The 21,664-nt window shown below is 70.2% G+C and carries 15 protein-coding genes; 5 read left to right on the top strand and 10 right to left on the bottom strand.

Annotation, left to right across the window (positions count from 1 at the left end; all coding sequences use genetic code 11):
• Positions 1-66: 66 nt before the first annotated feature.
• The 4 genes from ABL310_RS15350 to rfbC all read right to left on the bottom strand — a co-directional run bounded on the left by ABL310_RS15350 (position 67) and on the right by rfbC (position 3,672).
• Entirely contained in the window at positions 67-933 is an 867-nt protein-coding gene (locus ABL310_RS15350; RefSeq protein ID WP_349367886.1) for a hypothetical protein, read from the bottom strand.
• Positions 934-1,003: 70 nt separating this feature from the next.
• Entirely contained in the window at positions 1,004-2,038 is a 1,035-nt protein-coding gene (gene rfbD / locus ABL310_RS15345) for a dTDP-4-dehydrorhamnose reductase (RefSeq protein ID WP_349367885.1), read from the bottom strand.
• Entirely contained in the window at positions 2,035-3,069 is a 1,035-nt protein-coding gene (locus ABL310_RS15340) for an SDR family oxidoreductase (protein WP_349367884.1), read from the bottom strand. Before ABL310_RS15340 ends, rfbD begins: the two co-directional genes overlap by 4 nt.
• Positions 3,070-3,114: 45 nt before the next feature.
• Complete coding sequence (gene rfbC, locus ABL310_RS15335; RefSeq protein WP_349367883.1) at positions 3,115-3,672, bottom strand: dTDP-4-dehydrorhamnose 3,5-epimerase; 558 nt, start codon at positions 3,670-3,672, stop codon at positions 3,115-3,117.
• Between the two features lie 529 nt (positions 3,673-4,201).
• Here rfbC and ABL310_RS15330 point away from each other — a divergent pair.
• The 4 genes from ABL310_RS15330 (at position 4,202) to ABL310_RS15315 (ending at position 9,346) form a co-directional block, all read left to right on the top strand.
• On the top strand, positions 4,202-5,779 hold the full coding sequence (locus tag ABL310_RS15330) for a hypothetical protein (RefSeq protein ID WP_349367882.1): 1,578 nt from the start codon (positions 4,202-4,204) through the stop codon (positions 5,777-5,779).
• A gap of 36 nt (positions 5,780-5,815) precedes the next feature.
• Complete coding sequence (locus ABL310_RS15325) at positions 5,816-6,595, top strand: CpsD/CapB family tyrosine-protein kinase (RefSeq protein ID WP_349367881.1); 780 nt, start codon at positions 5,816-5,818, stop codon at positions 6,593-6,595.
• 14 nt (positions 6,596-6,609) lie between these two features.
• Positions 6,610-7,848 carry a polysaccharide biosynthesis/export family protein gene (locus ABL310_RS15320; RefSeq protein ID WP_349367880.1) on the top strand — a complete coding sequence of 413 codons (1,239 nt, stop codon included), beginning with the start codon at positions 6,610-6,612 and terminating at the stop codon, positions 7,846-7,848.
• A gap of 460 nt (positions 7,849-8,308) precedes the next feature.
• Positions 8,309-9,346, top strand: a complete 1,038-nt coding sequence (locus tag ABL310_RS15315; protein ID WP_349367879.1) for a glycosyltransferase family A protein — start codon at positions 8,309-8,311, stop codon at positions 9,344-9,346.
• 234 nt (positions 9,347-9,580) lie between these two features.
• Here ABL310_RS15315 and ABL310_RS15310 read toward each other — a convergent pair whose 3' ends face one another.
• Both ABL310_RS15310 and ABL310_RS15305 read right to left on the bottom strand, forming a co-directional pair.
• Complete coding sequence (locus tag ABL310_RS15310) at positions 9,581-10,489, bottom strand: glycosyltransferase (protein ID WP_349367878.1); 909 nt, start codon at positions 10,487-10,489, stop codon at positions 9,581-9,583.
• Positions 10,490-10,494: 5 nt separating this feature from the next.
• Entirely contained in the window at positions 10,495-11,466 is a 972-nt protein-coding gene (locus ABL310_RS15305; RefSeq protein WP_349367877.1) for a glycosyltransferase, read from the bottom strand.
• Positions 11,467-12,114: 648 nt separating this feature from the next.
• On the opposite strand from ABL310_RS15305, the gene ABL310_RS15300 reads away from it, so the two are divergent.
• Complete coding sequence (locus tag ABL310_RS15300) at positions 12,115-13,107, top strand: hypothetical protein (protein ID WP_349367876.1); 993 nt, start codon at positions 12,115-12,117, stop codon at positions 13,105-13,107.
• A gap of 20 nt (positions 13,108-13,127) precedes the next feature.
• On the opposite strand, the gene ABL310_RS15295 is transcribed toward ABL310_RS15300, so the two are convergent.
• Genes ABL310_RS15295 through ABL310_RS15280 form a run of 4 tightly spaced genes read right to left on the bottom strand, consistent with a single transcriptional unit; the run spans position 13,128 to position 21,662 of the window.
• Positions 13,128-14,480, bottom strand: a complete 1,353-nt coding sequence (locus ABL310_RS15295) for a glycosyltransferase (RefSeq protein ID WP_349367875.1) — start codon at positions 14,478-14,480, stop codon at positions 13,128-13,130.
• Positions 14,477-15,904 carry a glycosyltransferase family 4 protein gene (locus ABL310_RS15290; protein ID WP_349367874.1) on the bottom strand — a complete coding sequence of 476 codons (1,428 nt, stop codon included), beginning with the start codon at positions 15,902-15,904 and terminating at the stop codon, positions 14,477-14,479. The genes ABL310_RS15295 and ABL310_RS15290 overlap by 4 nt, the downstream gene beginning before the upstream one ends.
• A gap of 32 nt (positions 15,905-15,936) precedes the next feature.
• Positions 15,937-20,652 carry a MupA/Atu3671 family FMN-dependent luciferase-like monooxygenase gene (locus tag ABL310_RS15285; protein WP_349367873.1) on the bottom strand — a complete coding sequence of 1,572 codons (4,716 nt, stop codon included), beginning with the start codon at positions 20,650-20,652 and terminating at the stop codon, positions 15,937-15,939.
• The gene (locus ABL310_RS15280; RefSeq protein WP_349367872.1) at positions 20,649-21,662 is read right to left on the bottom strand and encodes a glycosyltransferase family 2 protein; all 1,014 of its coding nucleotides are present in this window, start codon (positions 21,660-21,662) and stop codon (positions 20,649-20,651) included. Before ABL310_RS15280 ends, ABL310_RS15285 begins: the two co-directional genes overlap by 4 nt.
• Positions 21,663-21,664 lie beyond the last annotated feature (2 nt).

Raw genomic sequence — 21,664 nt, 5'->3', positions numbered from 1 at the left:
ACCGAATTCTGGAAGACGCAGGCGGCCGAGCGTCGCCGGCATCTGGAGCGGGCGTCGTCATGATGATCACTCGCGGAAAGCCAGAGCCGACATGATTGTCTTCTGTTGTTCGTCGCCCAGGTATTCACAATAGCGGGGATGATCGAACAAATGAGCATAGTAGATTTGATATCGGTATCTTAGATGGGCTTGCGGCAACAGGTTTTGATTAAGGTGGATTTTGGCGTCGGCGCTCCTGGAATTGAAATCGTTTATAGCTGCCAGCTGACCATTGAAAGGGCCATACATCTCAACGGAAGATCCGATGATATCATCGAAGTACATGAAAATCCGTGGGAGAAAATGCTCAATACCATTGTTGCGATTCTCGAAAAGATAGAAGCTATCTGAGGTCGAAGAAAGATAGTCCATGTCATTGAAAATTACGCCTATCGGGGCTGGCTTATAGTCTTCGAGGAACGATTTAACCGTGTCGCGCACGTCGCCGATCACAAGTGTTGCATCGGGGACTTTTTCTCGAAGTACGTCCTCGTCCATTTTGTACTGGGACGAACGAAACCAGTAGGGTAAATCTTGCGGCCCCTTCGGATCCGGCATGCCGCGGCCCGTGTCGAAGCCGTAGCACTCCACGGCGACTCCGGTCGCGCGTTTGACCTCGCGGGCGAAGCGGCTCATGAACGCGAGCCCGTTCCCGCCGGCGACACCGAACTCGATCGCCGAGATGGTACCGAGGCCGAGCTTTCGCGCCAGGACAGACGCGTTGAGCATACAATAGGCGTAATGCGGACGCTCCACGGCCTGGCTGTCCAGCAAAAACCACGGATTGTATTTATAAACGTTCTTGGTGCTCTTGACGACAGATCGAAGCGCGGCTCCCAACGTGGATTGTTGAACCTCGGGAGAGAGAAGATAACGACCCAGCCATCTCTTCAAGTGCCCCTCCTGTCTCGCGGGAAAGTCGCGTGACGACGCACGGGAAACCAAAACAGGACGAGGGATGAATTCACATCCGCCGCCTGGTCCGGACGTATTTGTCGAACTCGGTTTCGAGCAGCCACTCGGACATCGTGCGCGCCGGAACCTGGTCTGTCGTCATCAAGTCGTAGCGAAGCGCGAACGCCTCGTTATCGGGCGCGCGACATCCAGCAGGCTCCCGGGTACCCGAGCGGTGGCCCTTCGCATGGAGGTATCGCTCGAGCGCATCCTCCCAGCGCGGCATGGCGCCGAAGCGGCTGGAGATCTTCGAGCCGTCGAGGACGCTGTAGGCCGGCCGCATCGCGACCGTGGGGAAATCTCTGCTTTCGCAGGCCTCCACGTCCGCGGGAATATTCACCAGACGAACGATCTCCCGCGCGAAAGCGTACCAGCTCGCGGAGCCGCTGCCGACCACGTGGTAAACGCCTCCCGGACAGCCCTGAGTTAGCATGCGAAGCACCATCTCGGCGACGTCGGCCGTCGCCGTCGGCGACATCACCTGATCGTCGACGACCTTCAGTCGACCTTTCTCCCGGGCGACCCGAATGATGGTCTCGACGAAGTTTCCGCCTTTCCCGCTGGCGCCGTTCACGCCGAACAGCGACGCCACGCGGACCACGATCGCATTCGGGCAGGCCAGCTGGGCGAAGGTCTCGCCGAGAGCTTTGGACGCGCCGTAGACGTTCACCGGCGAGGTCGGATCGTCTTCGCGGTAGGGACGCCTGTGGAGGACGTCTCCGCCGAAGACGTAATCCGAGCTGAAATGAACGAACCTCGCGCCTTTCGCGGCGCAGATGCGCGCCAGGGCGTCCACGGCGTGGGCATTGACCGCCATGGCGAGGCCGCCGTTCAGCTCCACCTCGTCGGTCTTGTGGTAGCTCGTGCAGTTCACGAGAGCATCGAAGTCGCGATCCTTCAAGACGCGATCCACGTCGCCGGGCACCGCGACATCCAGGGTGTCGCGTCCGATGGGGACGAGGTCGAAGCGGGCGCCCGAGGCTTCGTGCGCGCGGCGCAGGTCGGATCCGAGCTGACCGTTGGCGCCGAGGAGGAGAACTCTCATAGCTCCAGGATCCCTCCGTGCAGCTCGACCTCGCGGATGATCGAATGCCATCGCGCCAGGTCTCGATACCAGTCCAGCGTTATCGTCTGAACGGTCTTGTCGATCGCCCCGGCCTCCAACGCCGCGCAGATTTCCGAGACGCCGTCCTCGGCGGTCATCTCGGCTCGCCAGCCGAGGGCTTCTATTCTGTCGAACGCGACACGGTAGCTGCGGACGTCGGGGTCGCCGTACCAGCAGATGGAGACGTCCGGACCGACCGACTCGGCGACCGTTTCGCCGAGGGCGCCCAGCCGATACGTGCTCCGCTGCGAGCCGACGTTGAAGATCCGTCCGTTGATCCGGGCAGGGTCGACCTCGAGCATGAAGATTTGCGCGCTGGCCGTGTCCTTGACGTGGACCATAGGCCGCCACTGCGTTCCATCGCGCATCAGCGGAAGCTCGCGGGTCTTCCAAGCCCCGTAGGTCATGCCGTTGATCGCGAGGTCGAAGCGCATGCGCGGGCTCAGGCCGTACACCGTGGCCTGCCGAAGAACCACGACGCAGAAGCCGTCGTCCGCCAGCGGAAGCACGCCCTTTTCCGCCATCTCGTTCGCCCGTGCATAGCTCGTCAGGGGATTGGTGGGCGAGTCTTCGTCGGCTACCGTCCCTTCGGCTTGAAAGCCGTAGATGCTGCAGGACGACGGAAGGACGTACCGGCGTACCCCGGCTGCCTTGGCGAGCCGTGCGCTGCGGATCCGAGACGTGCAGTTGATCGCAACCGTAGCCTCTGGAAACAGTTCTCCAGATGGGTCGTTCGAAATGGCGACGAGATCTATGACCGCGTGGACGTCGTCGAAATGTTCGAGGGTGAGCTTCCGCGAGTCTTCCTTGACGATCTCGAGGTCATCGTGAAAAGGCAGCAGGTTTCGGCCGAAGAAGAATCGGTCTACCGCCCTCACTGCGTATCCGCGCTCCAGCAGGAGGGGCACGAGCGTCGTTCCGATGTATCCACCCGCTCCCGTCACCAGGATGCGCGTCTTGGTCCTCTCCATCTCCAGTCCTCCATGCGGAACGATGCCGGAACGCGTCCGTCGGCGTCAGAACGGCGACGCGAGCTGCCGCAGACCGGGCCAGACGCGGTCCTTCTCCGAGAGTGTGAGCGTCGTTTCGGGAAGCGGCCATTCGATCGCGAGATCGCGATCGCTCCAGAGCAGGCCGTCCTCGCTCGCGGGGTGGTAAGGCTTGCTGACCTTGTAGACGACCTCCGTGTTCGCCTCCAAAGTCACGAACCCATGCGCGAAGCCGGCCGGAACGAAGATCTGAGTCCACGCATCGGCGCTGAGGGTGGCGCAGACATGGCGCCCATAGGTCTCGGAGCCTCGGCGCAAGTCGACGGCGACGTCGAAGATCGCGCCGCGGATGACGCGAACGAGCTTGGCTTGCTCGAACGGGGGTCTCTGGAAGTGCAGCCCCCGAAGCGTCCCTGGCGAGCGGGACAGTGAGTGATTGTCTTGCACGAACTGCACGCGGATGCCGGCCTCCTCGAGTGCCGGACCGCTGTAAACCTCTGAGAAAAAACCTCGATGATCGCGAAATATTTTCGGTCTGATGATTTTTACGGCGTCGATCTCGAGCGCCTCGACTTCGATGCTCATGCTCCCCCACCCCGACTATCCAGCCCCAAAAGAGCGCATCATCTATCGACGACGCGTGTGTGCTCTCAAACGGAACACGACCGAGGTCCCGAGTTGAACCCGATTGCAGTAAACGTAACTCTCGGCTTCGTCTCGCAACAAGACGAGGGCACTAAAATACGTCGCAATAATTTTTGACCTCACGAGAAGCAGGCCCTCTACTCGGGCGTCGTCCGTCCGCCATCGCGGCGCCGACGTTCCTGCGGGTGAGCCGTTTTCACTTTCTTCTGTGACCCGATAACGCCGTCTGGGGCCACTCCACGGTTTCGAAACAGGCGGTGAGCGCCTGAACATCGTTCGCACCGCTTGGCCTCCTTGCGCAAAGCGCCGGTCGAAAGCGGAACGTCGCAGCCATGCCAAGGTCTTCGAACTACGTCGTTCGCGCGCTTGTTCGACAAAACGGGCTCTGGAACACTGAGATCGGCGGCAGGAGCCGTGCGCTGATCGCGGCCTGCGCTGCGAGGCGCTGGCGAAGTCGACGGGAGTTGCGATGGACGACGATGGCCGGGGGCTCGCGTCCCACTACGTCAAGCTCTTCAGGCGCCGCTGGTCCCTGTTCGCGGCGGCCGCGCTGCTGACGGCCCTCGTCGGCGCGCTGGCGCTCGCAGTCTACCCGCAGCGTTACGTCTCCTGGGCGGCCGTGACCTACGAAGCGCAGAACGTGCCGGAGGCATTCGAGGTCGAGCCGCAGGGCAGTCCCGAACAGCGCATGCGCGCCGTCCAGCGCCGGGCCGTCACCGACGAGGCGCTTCTCGAGATCGCGGAGGAGCTCGACCTCTCGGCCGAGCGCGGCCCCGATTTCGGGCAGGCGGAGCTCGTGGAGCTGATGGGCGGGCGCCTCGACGTATCGCCGGTCTGGAACGGGCCGCTCGCGGCCGCGAGCGCGACGCAGGTCACCTTCAGGATCTCCTATGCGCACGAGACGCCGGAGACGGCGCTGGCGGTGCTGGACCGCCTCGTCGCGCGCTTCGCGTCCGCGGAGCGCGAGCTGCGCGTCGCGCGCGTCGCCGTGGACGTGGGCATCCTCGAGGAGGAGCACGCGCGGATCGTGCGCGAGCTCGAGGCCGTCGAGGCGGAGATCGCGCGCGCCGCGCGGGCGAACATCGACCGGCTGCCCGAGCGGCTCGAGGCCAACCTGGCCGAGATCGAGCGCCGGGCGTCGATCCTGCACGAGATCGATGCGGAGCTCGTCTCTCTGGAGAACGAGCGTCGTCTGCTCGAGTTCGAGTACGCCGCGCGCCGCGCCACGCCGGAGATCAGCGAGGCGCTGCAGGAGCGGCTCGATGCGCTGGAGGCGGAGCTCGACGAAGCGGCGACGCTCGCCACCGACGATCATCCCCGCGTCCGCGCGCTGCGGGAGCAGATCGCGTCGGCGCGGGCGCGCATGACGGCGGCGACGGCGCGGGATGGCCTCGCCGCGGAGGGAAGCGACGGCGACCTGTCGCCCGAAATCCGGCTCCTCGCCGAGCGCAGCCGCCTGCTGGCGGACCGTCGCGCGCACCTGGAGGCGCAGCGGGCCCGCACGGCCGGGCGCCTCGCGTATCTGGAGGAGAGCGTGGCCGCGATGCCCGACGTGAGCATCATGATGCGCGACGTGGAGCGACGGCGCGATGCGGTTCAGCGTCAGCTGGAGGCCATGGACGAGCGGCTCGGGGCCGCGCAGCTGCGCCTGCGCCTCGAAGGCGATGCGCGTGCGGACCAGATTTCGGTGCTCGTCCCGCCGCTCCTGCCGGACGCGCCCGACGGCCCCTCCATGGCGATCCTCGCGGTGATGGTCGCGCTGGGCGCAGTCGTCGTGGGCGCCGGCGCCGTGCTCGCGCGGGACCTGCTCGACGGCACGGTGCGCGAGATCGGCGATCTCGGGCGCCTGGGGGCCGTTCCCGTGCTCAAGCTGCCGCGCCTCGACACCGCGGGCGCGGCCCGCCGCCGGCGACGCGGGTGGCTCGTCGCGAGCCTCGGGGCGGCGTCGATCGCCGCCGTCGTCGTGCTCGAGGGCGCCGCCCTGGCCGCATACGGGGAGACGGCCCTCCACACGCTCGCGGCGAAGGTGAACGAGCTCTATGGCTGACCCGGCCGACGTGCCGGCGGGGGTGGGGAGACGATGATGCGAGAACTGGTACAGCCGCTTCGCGACGGCCTCCGAGGCCGGACCCGTCCCGGCGTCGGCGGCGCGTCGCGGGCGCTCGCGCCGGACGAGATCGCGGCGCCGCCGCTCGTCGGGCGCGGCACCATCGCGCTCGCGCCGAAGGCGCTGCGCCGGGCGGACGTCTTGGCGGCGGGCGAGGGCAAGCGCCGAGCGCGGGAAATCGACATGCTGCGGACCTACATGCTCCACAAGATGGAGGCGCAGAACGCGTGCAGCCTCGCGGTGATCGGGGCGCAGCGCGGCGTCGGCGCGACCTTCACGGCCGTGAACCTCGCCTGGAGCATGGCGCGCCGGAGGGACCAGCGCATCCTTCTCGTCGACGCCAACCTGCGCAGCCCCGCCCTCTCGAGCCGCTTCTCCCTGTCCACGCATCTCGGGCTCACGCACTATCTCGAGGGCCGCGCGGAGCTGGAGGAATGCGTCTACGAGGTCGAATCCGGCGGAAAATCCCTGCTCGTCATGCCCTGCACGGCCTCGGACGAGGCCGCCGAGCTGCTCGCCTCGCGCCGGATGAACGAGCTTCTCGATCGGTTGCGCAGGAGCCGGCCGGAAGTCGTCGCCGTGCTCGACCTGCCGGCGCTGCTGTGGTGCGACGATGCGCTGGGCGTGCTGCCGAAGCTGGACAGCGCGCTCCTCGTCGTCGCCGCCGGGCGCACGCGGCGCGCCGAGATCGACGCCGTCGCCGGGCTGGTGAGCGAGGACAAGCTCGCCGGCGTCGTTCTCAACGACTACCGCTGAAGCCGGAGCGTCTCATGCCCGCCCTCGTCCGGACGACCCGCACGAACGCCCGCACCCGCCGTCTCGCCGCCGCGCTGATCGCCGCCCTGGCGGCTCTGCTCGTCGCGCCCGCGCAGGCTCAGACCGCGGCCTACCGCCTTCAGCCCGGCGACGTGGTCGAGATCTGGAGCGCGCGCGAGCCGCAGCTCAACCGCGACATCCTGGTGCGGCCCGACGGGCGCATCTCGCTCCCCCTCGCGGGGCATCTCGACGCCGGCGGCCTCACGCTCGAGGAGCTCGAGGCCTCGATCGCCGAGGCGGTCTCGCGCTACTTCAAGCGCGACCTCGATCTCGTCGCCATCCTCAGCCCGCCCGAGGAGCGCGATCCGCCGATGATCTACGTCTCGGGCGACGTGACGAACCCGGGGGCCTATCGCTATCGGCCGGGCATGACCGTTCTCCACGCCGTGAGCGTCGCGGGCGGGTTCCTCCGCCCCGAGATGGGGGAGGGGGGAGACGCCGTGATCGCGCTGCAGCGCGACCTCGACGTCCTACGGCGACAGCGGGCGAGCCTCGCCGCCCAGGAGGCGCGGCTCGAGGCCGAGACGGCGGGCCTCCGCCGGCTCACGTTCGCCGAGAACGCCGGCGATTCCGCTCTCGCCGACGCTCTCGCCCAGGAACAGAGCCTGATGGATCTGCGTCTCAAGCGCCTGCGTGAGGATCTCGACGCCAGCGCGCGCCTGGTCGAGCAGTCGCGCGCGGAGGTGACGACCCTCGAAGCGCAGAAGGCCTCGCTCGAGGAGCAGATCGATCGGATGACCGTGGAGCACGAGCGGGTCCGCTCGCTCGTCGAGCGCGGGCTCGCCGTCGAGACGCGCTCGGTCGAGATGCGCATGCTGCTCTCGGATCTCACGCGAACCCATCTGGAGCTCTCGGCGGCCCTGTCGCGGGCGCGCGCGGCGGTGGCTCAGAACGAGGCCGAACGCGAGGCGATCGGGACGCGCAGGACGCTCGATCTGTCCTCCGACCTGCACGAGGTGCGCCGCCGGCGCGAGGAAACGCAGATCGCCATCGCGGCCGCGGAGCGCAGCCTCGCCCGCATGGGCTCCTCGGCGGCCGCCCGCGCCTCGAACCTGGAGCGGCCGGTGAGCTTCGTCCTGCTGCGCCACGCCGACGGCGCCCAGCGGCAGATCCCGGCGGGCGAGCTCGAGGAGATCTTCCCGGGCGACCTCGTCGACGTGCGCCGCTTCGGCGGCGAGCTGGCGAGCAATTGAGCGGACCCTGCGCCCTACGGCACGGCGCCGGCGCCCCATGACCCGCGGCAGGCGCGTTCTCGAGCCGGCACGGCGTCGCCCGAGCTCGCCGTCAGGGGACAACGCACCCTCTGCCATCTCGTGCACGGGATCGCGGCGCAGCGCGCAGGACGCGTTCAGGCCCTCGGAGCCGGCCGCGATCGTGTCCATGCGCAAGCCGATCGTTGCGGCCAGCGGGTGAACGATCGGGGCGGATCGTGCCGATCCTCAGTCCAGGCCGCGCGCCGCTCGGCGAGGCAAAGGCGTCGTTCGATCTCGTCCAGCACGAGAACGCCGGTGTCGAGGGAGAGCATGCCGCGCGATTGCTGGTGCGCGGTACTGATTGTAGTGAAATCCGTAAAGTAAATGATTTATTACTTACAAACAACAGCCCAGATCCTATAGTGGCTACGATGACGAGGCGATCTCGCAGGAGGGCGCTGTGGCGGCTATCGACATCTGCATATTCGCCAGGAACGAGCGCGGTAACATACGGGCAATTATTGATTGTCTGCGTGCTCAGGACATCTTCGCGAATTCCGACGCAGACGTACGAGTAACGATTCTCGCCAATGGTTGCAGCGACGGCACCGAGGCGGTCGCGACGCAAGCGGTGGCGGATTTTGAGATCGAAGATAATTTCCAGGTTCTCGTCTCTCCAGAAGCAGGGAAATCGCGAGCTTGGAACCGCTTTACGCATGGCGAGAGCCGAGCTGGCAGCGATATTCTCGTTTTTTGCGATGCGGATATCACACTACCGAGTTGCGGAGCTCTTCGAAACCTCTGCGAGCTTCTCGTTTCAAACCCGGAAGCGAAAGTAGCTGTAAGCCGTCCCGTCAAGGATCTCGTTCTCGAGGCGGCTGCCGGAGAGCGGCTCGCGACGGTAGAAAGGTTGATACTGGCCTGCACCGGCACCCTCGACGACCCCAGAAGCTCCCTGTGTGGGCAGTTGTACGCCATCCGAGCGACCTCGGCACGGATGATCCATATGCCGATCGGCCTCCCTGTCGAGGACGGGTTCCTAAGGGCGATGGTGCTCACAGACCTGTTCCAGCGCGATGAAAGACTGGAAGCAATCGTTTCCTCGCCGGACGTGTATCACGTCTACCGATCGGAGCGCTCCGTTCCGGCACTCTTGCGCCATCAGATCCGTATCGTCATCGGGGGCGCGGTCAACTACATCGTGTTCGATCACGTCGCCAACATGCCGAAAGGCGGAGCGGTCGCCGCGCTCAGGGAAGCGTCGAAAGATCCTGCCTGGCTTAAGACCCTGCTGGAGAGCCGCGTCCCGGAATGGCCCTATGGATACGTTCCTTCTCACTTCTTGACGAAGCGCATCCAGCACTTCTTCGCCAAGGACCGAGGGGGATCGGCGTTGAGACGGGCGCTGGCCGTCACTTTCGGCTTCGGCTTCGATGCCGTCGTGTATCTCGGGGCTCAGGTCAAGATGAGCCGCGGCAAAGCCGTAGGTTATTGGTGACACCCGTATCATGGAGCAAGCCGCGCTTCTGGACGCCCGCAACGACATCGCGGATGTCGAGCTCCTTGTCTCCGAGCGCGTGGTCCGAGAATGCGCGCGGAAGAGATCCGGGCGATAGGCCGTCGGGTTGGCCTTGGAGAAAAACGACTTCGGATCGTGACAGGGGCGCCGGTGCGTCGATCGGCAGGGTGCCGCGACGCGCAGCGCCGTGTGCGTGCGCGGGATGCGTCGCCCTCATCGTCCTCGGCTCCAGTCGAGACCGCCTCGCCGTGCGATCCGCGTCGCGGCGATGACCGCGGCGTAGACGGAGAAGCCGATCGGGTCGCGTATCGCGAGGCCGAGCGCCTGCCGCACGCTCACCCGCGGCTTGTCCTCGTTGCGCATCAGCGCCGGATAGCATCGCTCGAACTGCGTCACGCCGCGATCCTGCCTGCGGCGAACCTTGACGAGATGGGCGAAGCCTTCGACCACCGGCCAGGTGTAGGTCGCATCGACTTCGGTCCGCTCGCTCGGCGCGAAGTTGAGGCGCACGAACGTATCGTCCGCGATGATGTCCGGAAACGGCCCCCACCGGGCGCGACCCGCGGCGTTGACCGCGAACACCCCGAAGCCCGGTGCGGGCAGGCGGTAGAAAGGCAGGCGCGCCCAGAACCGGGCATAGGCGCGACTGATCGCGCTCTGCGGCGGCGCGATGAGCGCGCGGCCGCTCGCGTAGGCGGGCTCGGGCCTGTCGAGGGTTCGCGCGAGCCTCTCGAGCAGAGGCGGGCTGACGATCACGTCGGCGTCGAGACACACCCGGATCGGACCGCGGGCGATGCGATCGCCCGCGTTGAGCGCGGCGATCTTGCTCCCGACGGGCAGCTCGATCACCTGGAGCCGCCATCCGCGTGCGTGGGCGGCCTCGCAATGGCCGCGAGCGACGGCCGCGGTGGCGTCTGTGCAGCCGTTCGCGACGACGAGGATGTCGACCGGCGGCTCCGGCGTTGGGTCGCGCGGCGCCGGGTAGGTGGAGGCGAGGAGCGCGTCCAGGCACGCGCCGATGTAGCCGGCCTCGTTGCTGGCCGGGATGACGATGCTCAGCGCAGGCAGCGCCGCGGGCGCGGAGCTCGGCATACGACCTGGTCTCTCGGCGATCTCGTCCATGCGCGTCACTTGTATTCGATCAGGTCGGCACGCCGACCGAAGACCCGGCGCCTCTGAAAGGCGAGCGCGCCGAGCGCTTCGGGCAGCTTGCCGAGCGTCGTGAAGAAAGCCCACTCCCAGGACGTACGCCGACGCGGCCCGGCGCGGAGCGCGAGCCGCACGACCTGAGCCGGATAGGCGAGGAGCGCGAGCAGCGCCGCGGGGCTGGCGACGGCTCCGATCAGCGCCGCCACCGGCAGCGCCGCGCCCCAGGCGAGGGCGCGGCGCGTCTCGGTCGTCCAATGGCGTTCCGGAGGCGCGCCGTGCAGCCAGGCGCCTTGCGCGAAGGCGAACCCGGCGCGTCGGCTGCGCCGCCACCATTGCGCGAAGCGCGTGAGAGCGGCGTCGTGCAAGGTCATCTCTGCGTCGATCCGCCAGATCGTCCAGCCCTCGGATCGCAAGCGCACGCACAGCTCGGGCTCCTCGCCCGCGATCAGGTCGTCTCGGAAGCCGCGAACGTCGCCGAGCGCGCTCGTGCGCGCCAGCATGTCCCCGCCGCAGGCCCGCGCAGGGCCGATCGGCGTGTCCCATTCCCGGTCGCAGAGGCGATTGTAGACGGACGCGGCGGGCTCGCGCTCACGCCGCCGCCCGCAGACGATCCCCGCCCGCGGATGAGCGTCGAGGAAGGCGCGAGCGGTCTCGATCCAGCCGTCGCGCAGGACGCAGTCGCCGTCGACGAATTGGACGTAGGCCGGCGGCTCCGGCCCGAAAGCGGCGAGGCCGGCGTTGCGGGCCCGCGCCGCCGTGAACGGGCGCCCCCGATCGAGCAGGACGACGTCCGCTCCGGCCGCTCGGGCCGCCGCGACGCTCCCGTCCGTCGAGCCCGAATCGACGTACACGATGCGGCGGACGACGCCGCGCAGCGAAGCCAGGCAGGCGACGAGGCGCGCACCTTCGTTTCGGCCGATGACCACCGCGCCGACGTCGCTCGTCGTCATACGCCGCGTTTCGTCCGAAGAGGCCGCCGCCTCGACCGGCAGGGCGGTTCGCGGCTCGGTGGTCGGATCGGCAATCGTCGTGGCGTCCGTCATGGAATGGTCCCCGACCGTTCGCAGGCACGGCGCCGTGCGCCGCACGGTGGGCGCGTCGCCAGGGCGCGCCAGCGCCGGCCGCCGCGGCCTGGACGCCCCGTGCGTGTGGGCTCCACTGCATGCTGCGCCGATCGACGCCGGTGAAGGCGTCGCAAGGCGTATCGCCGCGCAGTGGCTGGGAGCCAGGCGGCGAGAGTCGAATAGCGCATCGCGGCTCGGGTTCCACAGCGGGCGAACGCGACGCTCGCCGCCGATCAGCTCCTCGACGAGATTAGGACGTCGGATGCGGTACTGTCATCATTGCAGGTCTTTACTTCGACGGCCTCGCGTAAAGAACCGTCGAGAATTGTGGATGTCGTGGTCGTCGTGGCGAGGATGCTTTCCCGCCGGCCCTTCAGGACCGCGGGCAGCCATCGACGCCGGCTCGGGACGAGACCTCTCCGGCTCTCCTGGGGCGAGAAGATAAGCCAGGGGCGAGGCGTCGTGGCGGCTGATCGGGCGCACCCTCCTCGCTAAGCTCGCGCGTGATGGTGTCGAGAGACGGGAGGGCTCGTCATGCCGCTCGAATGGACGCGCCGTATTCGCCGCAGCCCCCGCGCGCTCGCCGCGCTCGTTCTGCTGCTCGTGCCGGTCGGCGTCGCGTCGACCCGCCTCGGGGCGCCGAAGCCGCTCGATGCCGCCGCGCTCGCCGCGCTCTACGCCGAGCCCGCGCCGCGACCGAGCGGCGGGCTGGCGGTCTTCCATCTGGGCCACAGCCTGGTCGGGCGCGACATGCCGGCCATGCTGGAGCAGCTCGCCGGCCACGGCCACACTCATGCGAGCCAGCTCGGCTGGGGGACGTCGCTGAAGGAGCATTGGGAGCCGGACCTGCCGATCAACGGCTTCGCGGTGGAGAACGCGCATCCGCGCTATCGCGACGCCGCGGAGGCGCTGGGGAGCGGGGCCTACGACGCCGTGGTGCTCACGGAGATGGTCGAGATCCGAGACGCCATTCGCTATCACGAGAGCTGGCGCTACCTGCGGTCCTGGAGCGAGCGGGCGCTCGCCGGCAACCCGCGGGCGCGCGTCTATCTCTACGAGACCTGGCACCGGCTCGACGATCCCGAGGGCTGGCTCGCGCGGCTCGACCGCGATCGCGCGCGTTATTGGGAGGGCGAGCTCCTCGCCCGCTCCCAGGCCGGCGATCCGTTGGCGAGCCCGATCCGCGTCGTGCCCGCCGGGCAGGTGATGGCGCGCTTCGCCCGCGCTTTGGCGGAGCGAGGCGGGGTGGAGGGCCTCTCGAGCTTTGAAGAGCTGTTCGCGCGCGATGCCGAGGGACGGCTCGACCCGATCCACCTCAACGACCTCGGCGCCTATCTGGTCGCGCTGACCCATTACGCGGCGCTCTACCAGCGCAGCCCCGTCGGCCTGCCGCATCGTCTCGCCCGCGCGGACGGCGCGCCGGCGGACGCCCCGAGCGCGGAGGCGGCGGCGCTGATGCAGGAGATCGTCTGGGAGGTGGTGAGCGCCGACCCGAAGACCGGCGTCGGGCGCGGCGACGCATCGTGAGGCGACGATGAGCGGCGCGGCTACACGGTCCGCGGCTTCGCGGCGCGCCGTGACCGAGCGACGCCGATCGCCTCGCGATGGGGCGGCGGCAAATACCGCTTGATCAGCTCGCTTCGATGGCGGAACACGCTGATGTCGTCGTGCGGGCGCCCGTCGCGGCTCGCGCGCGCGATCAGGTCCGCGAGGGCGTCGCGATCGGCGTCGAGGCTCGCGAGCGTCGACGCGAGCGCCCCGACGTCGCCGCGTGGCACGAGGCGTCCGCCGCCGTGTTCGGCGATGAGGTCCGCGGCGTAGGCGCCCTCGTAGCCGATGATCGGACAGCCCGAGATCAGGGCCTCCACGAGGCAGCGCGGCGATTCGGGGGTCAGGTGGCAGAAGGCGAAGGCGTGTGCGTCGCGCAACGCCTCCAGCACGGCCGCGCGCTCCCTCACGAAGCCGGGGGTCTCCACGCGGTCCGCGAGATCCGCCTGCGCGATGCGGGTGCGCATGGCCTCGAGCTCCGTGCCGTCGCCGAGCCAGGTCGCGCGGAAATCGACGCCGAGATCGCGCAAGCGCGCCAGGGCCTCGACCCAGTCGTACGGCCCCTTCATCGCGTCGGCGCGACCGGCATAGACCAAACGCAGGGGCCCGTCGCGGACCGTAACCCGCTTGCGCAGCAGGCGCGCGGGATCGATATGGTCGCGCACGGACCAATGGATGTCGTGGATGACCTCGGGCTGTCGGCAGAACGGCGCGAAGGCGTTGTAGGTCTCCCGGCCGTGGAACATGCCGAGCCCGGCGCGGCGCACGACCGCCCGCTCCAGCATGGCCATCGGGCGGTGGAAGAGCCTGGTGCGCAGCCTGTGTCTCATCGAGCCGCTCCGGGAGGCGAACCGGGTGACTTCCGACTCGACGCGATCGGTGCATACGGCATAGGCGCGCCCCAGCCGCGAGGCCTCGAGGCACGCAACCGAGCCCCAGTCTCCGAAAAGGCCGCCGATGCCGAAGGCGAGGTAGTCGGCCTCCAGGATCAGCCGGCGGATGCGCCGGCGCGTCGGCCAGAAATGCCGCATGAACTGGTCCGGGCGATAGGCCGTCGGCACGGGCTCGAGGCGAATGTGCTCGGGCGTGTCGAGCGCCTCCATCACGGGGATCCAGGCCGGAGGCGGAGGAGCCTCCACAACCGGCATGATCGCGACGAGGCGGCCGAAATTGTCCGCCCAGCGACGCAGGCCGTTGCAGGCTTGGTCCTCCAGGAAGAGCACGCCGCCCTGCCTATAGAGCGGCACGGACGCGTAGATGAGTAGCCCTTCGGTCTCTGTGGGGCGCTCCGCGAAGCCCTCGGCCGCACCCTCCGGCGCATCCCAAGGTTCGGCGGCATCGATCGTCGTCATCGTTCACGGCTCCAATCCAGGCGGGCGCGCGGCGCGATGCGCGTCGCCGCGGTAGCGGCGGCACGGACCGCAAGCCCGATCGGGACGCGCATCGCGAGGCCGAACGCGCGGTCGGTCCCCGGCGTCGTCGCACGAAGGGCGGCGAGGCGAACGCGGGACGTCCGCGACTGCATCACGGGTCCCTGGCTCGGGTCGCCGGGCGGCGCCGGCCTCGGTTCGGTTGCCCGCGCCGCCTCGGCGAACAAGGCCGCGAGCCGCGCCGCCTGCGCGTCGACGTCGTGGCGCTCGAGGACCCGCGCCCGTCCCGCGCGACCCAGGGCCGCGAGGCGCTCGATGGGGGACGCGGCGAGCGCCCGCAGGGCGTCGGCGAGAGCTTCGGCGTCGCCGGCGGGGACGAGCCAGCCGGTCTCGCCCTCGCGCACGAGCTCGGGCACGCCGGCGATCGCGGTGGCGACGACCGGGCGCGCGGCCGCCATCGCCTCCATCACCACCACCGGAAGGCCTTCGGCGAAGCTCGGGAGCACGAGCGCCGTCGCGCCGGCGAGCTCGGCGCGCACGCCGGCCTCGTCGCGCCAGCCCGCGAGCCTCACGGCGTCCGCGAGCCCGTGCTGCGCGATCGCCCGCTCCACCGCCGCGCGCATCGGCCCGTCGCCGACGAGGACAAGCGTGAGCGCCGGATGGGTCCGCCGGGCGCGCGCCAGCGCCTCGAGAAGAAGCAGCTGGCCCTTCTGCTCGACGAAGCGCCCGATCGCCACCAGCCGTGCGGCGTTCTCCCGCACGGGCGTCGGCGCGGCGAAGGCGTCGGGCTCGATGCCGCAATGAACGACGTGCAGTCGCGGCCAGTCCGTGGCATTCGCCCAGCGGCAGAGCTGGCTGCGCCCGTAGGCGCTGATCGCCACGGTGAAGCGGGCGCGACGCGTCTTCTCGTCGAGCGACAGCGCCTCCGGCCGGTCGAATTCCTCCGGGCCGTGCACGGTGACGCTGAAGCCGGGGCCGCCGAGGGCGTCGCAGAGCATCGCGACCGTGGCGGAATTCGTGCCGAAATGGGCGTGGAGGTGCCCGATCCCGAGCGCCTCGCAGCGCTCCGCGATATGGGCGGCCTCGACGAGGTAGACGAGGTGCTTCGCCCGGGCCTGCGCGGCCGCGCCGACGCGCAGCGCGAGCGCGAGGGCGGAGAGGCCGGCGCGCGGCGCGCGGACGAGGCGGCGCGCCGCGCTCGCCGCGAGCCGCAGGAGGCCGCGCTCGAGCACGGGCTCGGTGCGCTCGTGCTCGGCGATGTCCGCGGGATCCATCAGGGCGGCCCGGTCGCGACGCACCGCGAAGCGGTGGACGACGTGGCCGAGCCGCTCCAGCGCCAGGATCTCGCGACGGATGAAGCTGTGCGAGGGCCGCGGATAGGTGTTGACGAGGTAGGCGATCCTCATCGCGTCGCTTCCCTGCGCAGCGCCGGAGCTCGTCACGAGGACGTCTCCAGCAGCGAGGCCCGCATGGCGCGCCGTCGCGAGATCGCCTCGCGCCGCCCCTCGGGTTCCTCGGAAGCCGGCGACCGCTCTCGCTCCGATGCCCCCGCGATGTGGCCGGCGAGCGCGGCGAGCGTCGGAAAGCGGAAGATGTCGGTGATGCCGAGGCGTTCGGCTCCCAGCGTCGCCTTGATCTCGCGGTGCGCCTGCAGCGCGAGCAGCGAATGGCCGCCGAGCGCGAAGAAGTTGGCCTGCGCGTCGATCTCGGCGACGCCGAGGATGCGCGACCAGATCTCGGCGATCCGCCGCTCGAGATCGCTCTCGGGCGGCGTGGCGACGGCCTCCCCGGGCGTCGGCTCGGCGACGACGGGCCAGGGCAGCCTGGCGCGGTCGATCTTCCTGTTCGGCGTCAGCGGCAAGGCCTCGAGGACGACGAAGCGGGAGGGGACCATGTGAGCCGGAAGCCGCGCCGCCGCATGATCGCGCAGGCTCTCCTCGCGCACCGGCCCGGCGGCCGTGACGTAGGCGACGAGGCGCGTGTCCCCGGCGGCGTGCTCGCGCGGCGTCACGACGGCCTCGCGGATGCCGGGCGCGTCCGCGAGGCAGGCCTCGATCTCGCCGAGCTCGATACGGAAGCCGCGCACCTTCACCTGATGATCGGCCCGGCCGAGGAACGCGAGGCGGCCGTCCTCGCGCCGTCGCACGAGATCGCCGGTCCGGTACATGCGCGCCGGCGCGCCGTCGGCCTCGCGGCCGCCCGCCATGAAGGGATCCGGCGCGAAGCGCTCGGCCGTGAGGTCCGGCCGGCGCCAATAGCCGCGGGTGACGGCCTCTCCCGCGATCCACAGCTCGCCCACGACGCCGATCGGCGTCGGCTCGCCGGCGGAGTCCAGGACGTAGGCGCGCGTGTTGGCGATCGGCGTGCCGATGTCGACCACCGCCTGATCCGGATCGACCGGCCCGGTGAGGGACCAGACCGTCGTTTCCGTGGGGCCGTACATGTTCTCGATCCGCGCCCGGGTGCAACGCCGCAGCTCCGCCACGAGCGCGCCCGGCAGCGCCTCGCCGCCGACGAGCAGATGCCGCACCCGGCCCAGCGCCGCGCGGGCCTCCTCGCTGGCGCACAGCATCCGCGCCATGCTCGGCGTGCACTGCAGGTGCGTGACGTCGTGACGCCGGATCTGCGCCGCGATGGAGAAGTCGTCCGCGGCGGGCGCCCCGCCGCCGTTGGCGCGGCGCAGGACGTCCGCGAGGGGGCGCAGGCCCGCCAGCGCCTGCTCGGTCGGCACGCCGTAATCGACGAGGCATGCGATCTCGTCGACGCCGATGCCCTTCAGCCGCTCGACGCGCCCGAGGCAATCCTCCACGGTGCCGAACAGGCCGGACTCGTCGAAATAGCGGCGGAAGGCGAAGTCGAGGATGGCGTCCATCTCCTCGTCGTCGAGGGCCGCGAGGTCGATCTCGAAGGGGCTCGTCACGCCGGCCGGCTTCTTGAAGGCCGGGAATGCCCAGGCGTAGTTCCTGATCAGCGCGGCCGCGCTGCGCAGGTAGTCCTTCATCGGCCCACGAGCCGCCTCGCGCACGTGGTCGCGATCCTCGCCGACGAGGGTGTGCAGCATCAAGGTGACCGTGTAGCCGGCGGGATCGCGGCCGTAGGCCTCGAGCGCCTCGCGATAGATCGCGATCTTCTCCGCCACCTCGTCGATCGACTGGCCGAGGAGGTGCGTGAGCACGTTGGCGCCGAGCGCGCCGGCCTCGCGCCAGGTGGCGGGATTGCCCGCCGTCGTGACCCAGAGCGGCAACTCCTGCGAGACCGGGCGCGGCTGCGTGACGACCGCGAAGGGCTCGCCCGACCGCGTCGGAAAGGCGACGGGCTCGCCCCGCCACAGGCGCCTGAGCTGCTCGATGGCGGTGAGCATCGCGGCCTTGTTGTCCGGCGGCGCGTTCTCCGGGCGCAGCACGAAGTCGTCCGGCTGCCAGCCCGAGGCGATGGCGAGGCCCGCGCGCCCGTTCGTCAGGTTGTCGATGACGGCCCATTCCTCGGCGATGCGCGCGACGTGGTGCAGCGGCGCGACGCAGCTGCCGGCGCGGACCGCGAGGTTGCGCGTCACCGCCGCCACCGCCGCTCCCGTCACCGCGGGGTTGGGGAACGGCCCGCCGAAGGCGTGGAAGTGCCGCTCGGGCGTCCACACGGCGCAAAAGCCGTTCGCGTCGGCGAATTTCGCACCTTCGAGCAGGAGCTCGTACTTGCGCGGCCCGGCGCCGTCGTCGTTGCCCCAGTAGAACAGGCTGAACTCCATGCGCCGGTCCGAGACCGCGGGGCGCCCGCTCGCCGCCAGCGCACGGTCCTCGTCGCCGATCACCACGACCCGGAAGCCGCGGGCGAGCGTCCAGAACAGCTCGAGCACGGAGATGTCGAAGGACAGGCTCGTCACCGCGAGCCAGGTTCCCGGCGGATCGTGCGGCACACGCGCGTCCATGCCGGCGAAGAAGGCGGCGACGTTGCGGTGCTCCACCATCACGCCCTTGGGGCGGCCGGTCGATCCCGACGTGTAGATCACGTAGGCGAGGTTCGCCGGGCCCGCGCCGTCGGGGACCGGCTCCGCCGGGGCCGCGTCGATCGCGGGGTCGCGGTCGATCTCGAGGGTGCGGGCCTCGTGCGCAGGGAGGGTCGCGGAGACGTCGGAGCGGGTGAGCACGACGGGCGCCGCGCTGTCGGCGAGGAAGAGCGCGATCCGCTCCGAGGGATAGGTGGGATCCAGCGGAACGTAGGCCCCGCCGGCCTTGAGGATGGCGAGCGCGCCGATCACGAGCTCGAGCGAGCGGGGCATGTAGAGCCCCACCAGCGTCTCCGGGCCGACGCCGGCCGCGCGCAGCGCCTGCGCCACGCGGTTCGCGCGGGCCTCGAGCTCGCCATAGGTGAGCTCGGCGTCCTCGAAGACGAGAGCGGTCGCCTCCGGCGTCCGCGCCGCCTGGGCTGCGAAGGCCACGTGAACGCACGAGGCGCGGTCGTGATCCCTGCCCGTATCGTTGAAGCCGGCGAGCACCGCCTCGCGTTCCGCGTCGGGCAGGATCGGCAGGCGATCGATCCCGACGGCGTCGGCCTGTGCGGTCGCGACCGCCTGGAGGAGCCGTTCGAGCCGGGCGGCGAGCCGCGCGAGCGCGGGCTGCGCGATCGCCGCCGGGTCGGCCACCAGCGCGCCGGCCTCGCCCGTTTCGGGCATGATCACGGTGACCGGAACGCCCGGGACGCCGCCGCCGTCGGCCCAATCGACCGCGAGGCCGAGACGCGGGGGCTCGACCGGCGGGATCGCCGGGTCGCGCAGCGGCAGGTCGACGGCGAACGCGCCGGCCGTCTCGGCGCGGGCGCGCTCGGCCGCGAAGGCCTCCGCGGCGGCGGCGAAGGCGGGAGCGCCACCGCCGCCGTCCGCCGGCGCATCGGCGCCGAAGCGCAGCGGGACCCAGGGGCGGACGTATCCGGGTGCGGCAGCGTCGGCCTCGGCCACCGCGCGCCCGCGATAGGCGAGATCGATCGTGGCCTTGCCGGCGAGCCGCGCGGCGAGGACGCCGACGGCCGCCAGCCGTCGGTCCGGAGCGAGGTCGGCGGGGATCGCGAACGCCCGACGCGAGGCCTCGCGCTCCGCGGGCGCGGCGAGGGGCTCGGCTCCCGGCTCGCTCGTCGCCTCCGGCAGGACCGCCGGGTGCGGATCGGCGAGGCGCCGCCGCCAGAAACGCTCCCCGGGCGCGGCCGCGCCGAGCACGTCGGTGACGACCTTCGCCTCGGACGGCTCGAGCGCGGGGAGACCCTCCCCGGGCGTCGCGAGGGCGACGGCCGCGATCGGGGCTCCGCCGACGTCCCGCAGGCGCGAGAGCCGCACGGGCGACGTCGCGGTCGCGACCGTGAGCGCCTCGCCGTCGACGGCGATGACGGTTCCGGGCTCGGCGACGCCACCGCCGCTCTCGGGGGCGATCTCCGCCGCGCCCACGAGGACGAGGCGTCGGCCGACCGCGATCTTCGGGCAGGCGACGGGGTTCCAGTAGGCGCCGTGGTCGAGCGCCCGCACGAGCGCGACGAGCTCGGCGGCGTCGCGACGGAAATCGAGACGCGCGCCCGCCGGCGGGCGCGCGTCGCGCGCGATGTAGCTGCGCCGCGAGAAATCCTGGGGCGTGCGCGAGAGGGCGCCGGTCTCGAGCTGGTCGAGCAGGGGTTCGAACGTCTCGATCGCGGCCGCGTAGCAGCGCATGTTGAGCGTCAGCGCGGTCTCGTCCGGCGCGATCTCGAAGAGCCTCTGCTCGAGCACGTCGCCCGAATCGATCCCCTCCTCGATCAGATGCCAGGTGACGCCGTGCCTGCGCTCTCGGTTGATCAGCGCCCAGACCGGCGCGTTCAGCCCGGCATAGGCCGGCAGCGGCCCGTCGTGGAAGTTGATCGCGCCGCGCTCCGCGAGACGCAGCGCCGCCTCGGGCAGGAGCGAGCGGTTGGCGATGGAGAACAGCCAGTCGACGGAGGTCGGCGGCAGCCGCTCGGCGAGGTCCGCTCCCGGAGCGACGACGGTCGCGCCGGCCGTCTCGGCCCAGGCCGCGATCTCGCGGTTGCGGGTCGCGACGGCCTCGATCCGGTGCCCGTGGGCGCGAATGATCTCCCCGCATTGCACGAGCAGCGACTCCTCGCCGACGAGGATGCACGAGAGGGTCGGCCTGGCGGTGGTCATGGCGCGCTCCGGGAGGGAATCTGAGGGGCGGCGTCGTCGTCTTGCTTCGGACGGGTGCGGGCGGCGGGGCGGAGCATCACGCCGAGCGCGTGCGCCGCGAGGTCGCGCAGGAAGCGTGGCCGCTCGGTCGGGCGCCGCGCGGCGAGCCGCCTGGCTTCCGCGAGCGCTCCTCCCGCGAGGCGCGCGAGCGTCGCCGCGGCGGCGTAGGTCGCCCCGTGGTTCTTCGTGAAGTAGCGCAGGCGCGAATCGAACCAGTAGCGCGGGGTGCGCCGCCAGCTCTTCATGCCGGTCGAAGCCGAGCCGATATGGGCGACCCGGCTTTCGGGGACGTAGATCGTGGGCCAGCCGGCGCGCCCGGCGCGCAGGCACAGATCGGTCTCCTCGTAGTAGAGGAAGTAGCCTTCGTCGAAGAGGCCGATCTCGTCGAGCGCGGCGCGCCGCATGAACAGGCTCGCGCCCGCGAGCCAGTCGACCGGGGCGATTTCACGCGGCAGCGGCAGGGAGACGACGTGCCGCGCCAGCAGCCGCGTCACGGGTCCCGTGCACGCCGCCTCCTCGAGCTCGCTCCACACGGTCGGGAACCGGAAGGCGGTATTGTGCGGCTCCCCGTCCGGGCCGTGGATGTGGCTGCCGGCGAAGCCGACCTGCGGGCGGCTCTCCAGCGCCTCGACGAGGATGCGGATGGCGTCGGGCGCGGGAAAGGCGTCGGAATTGAGCAGGTAGACGTAGTCCGGCCGGCGCCCGTCCGAGAGCCCGGTCCGGATGCCGAAATTGTTTCCCGCGCCGAAGCCGCCGTTGCGGCCGCTCTCGACGACCCGCACGCGGCTCCAGCCGGCCGCCCGGACCGCCCGGACCAGGTGATCGAAGGAGCCGTCGCCGGAATCGTTGTCCACGACGACGATCTCCCCGTCGATCCCCTCCATGGCGCGCACGGCGGCGGCGACGGCCTGCTCCGTCATCGCGGCCGTTCGGTAGTTCAGGACGACGGTGAGAACGAGGGGCGTCGTCATGT

It is taken from the genome of Salinarimonas sp., assembly GCF_040111675.1.
In the GTDB taxonomy this organism is placed as follows: domain Bacteria; phylum Pseudomonadota; class Alphaproteobacteria; order Rhizobiales; family Beijerinckiaceae; genus Salinarimonas.
The sequence above is the reverse complement of the archived record's forward strand: the minus strand, read 5'-3'. Positions and strand labels throughout refer to the sequence as shown.

Coding starts and splice junctions, on each gene's coding strand:
- rfbD (WP_349367885.1), bottom strand. CDS start 2,038: ATGAGAGTTCTCCTCCTCGGCGCCAACGGTCAGCTCGGATCCGACCTG.
- ABL310_RS15340 (WP_349367884.1), bottom strand. CDS start 3,069: ATGGAGAGGACCAAGACGCGCATCCTGGTGACGGGAGCGGGTGGATAC.
- rfbC (WP_349367883.1), bottom strand. CDS start 3,672: ATGAGCATCGAAGTCGAGGCGCTCGAGATCGACGCCGTAAAAATCATC.
- ABL310_RS15330 (WP_349367882.1), top strand. CDS start 4,202: ATGGACGACGATGGCCGGGGGCTCGCGTCCCACTACGTCAAGCTCTTC.
- ABL310_RS15325 (WP_349367881.1), top strand. CDS start 5,816: ATGCGAGAACTGGTACAGCCGCTTCGCGACGGCCTCCGAGGCCGGACC.
- ABL310_RS15320 (WP_349367880.1), top strand. CDS start 6,610: ATGCCCGCCCTCGTCCGGACGACCCGCACGAACGCCCGCACCCGCCGT.
- ABL310_RS15310 (WP_349367878.1), bottom strand. CDS start 10,489: ATGGACGAGATCGCCGAGAGACCAGGTCGTATGCCGAGCTCCGCGCCC.
- ABL310_RS15305 (WP_349367877.1), bottom strand. CDS start 11,466: ATGACGACGAGCGACGTCGGCGCGGTGGTCATCGGCCGAAACGAAGGT.
- ABL310_RS15300 (WP_349367876.1), top strand. CDS start 12,115: ATGCCGCTCGAATGGACGCGCCGTATTCGCCGCAGCCCCCGCGCGCTC.
- ABL310_RS15295 (WP_349367875.1), bottom strand. CDS start 14,480: ATGACGACGATCGATGCCGCCGAACCTTGGGATGCGCCGGAGGGTGCG.
- ABL310_RS15290 (WP_349367874.1), bottom strand. CDS start 15,904: ATGAGGATCGCCTACCTCGTCAACACCTATCCGCGGCCCTCGCACAGC.
- ABL310_RS15285 (WP_349367873.1), bottom strand. CDS start 20,652: ATGACCACCGCCAGGCCGACCCTCTCGTGCATCCTCGTCGGCGAGGAG.
- ABL310_RS15280 (WP_349367872.1), bottom strand. CDS start 21,662: ATGACGACGCCCCTCGTTCTCACCGTCGTCCTGAACTACCGAACGGCC.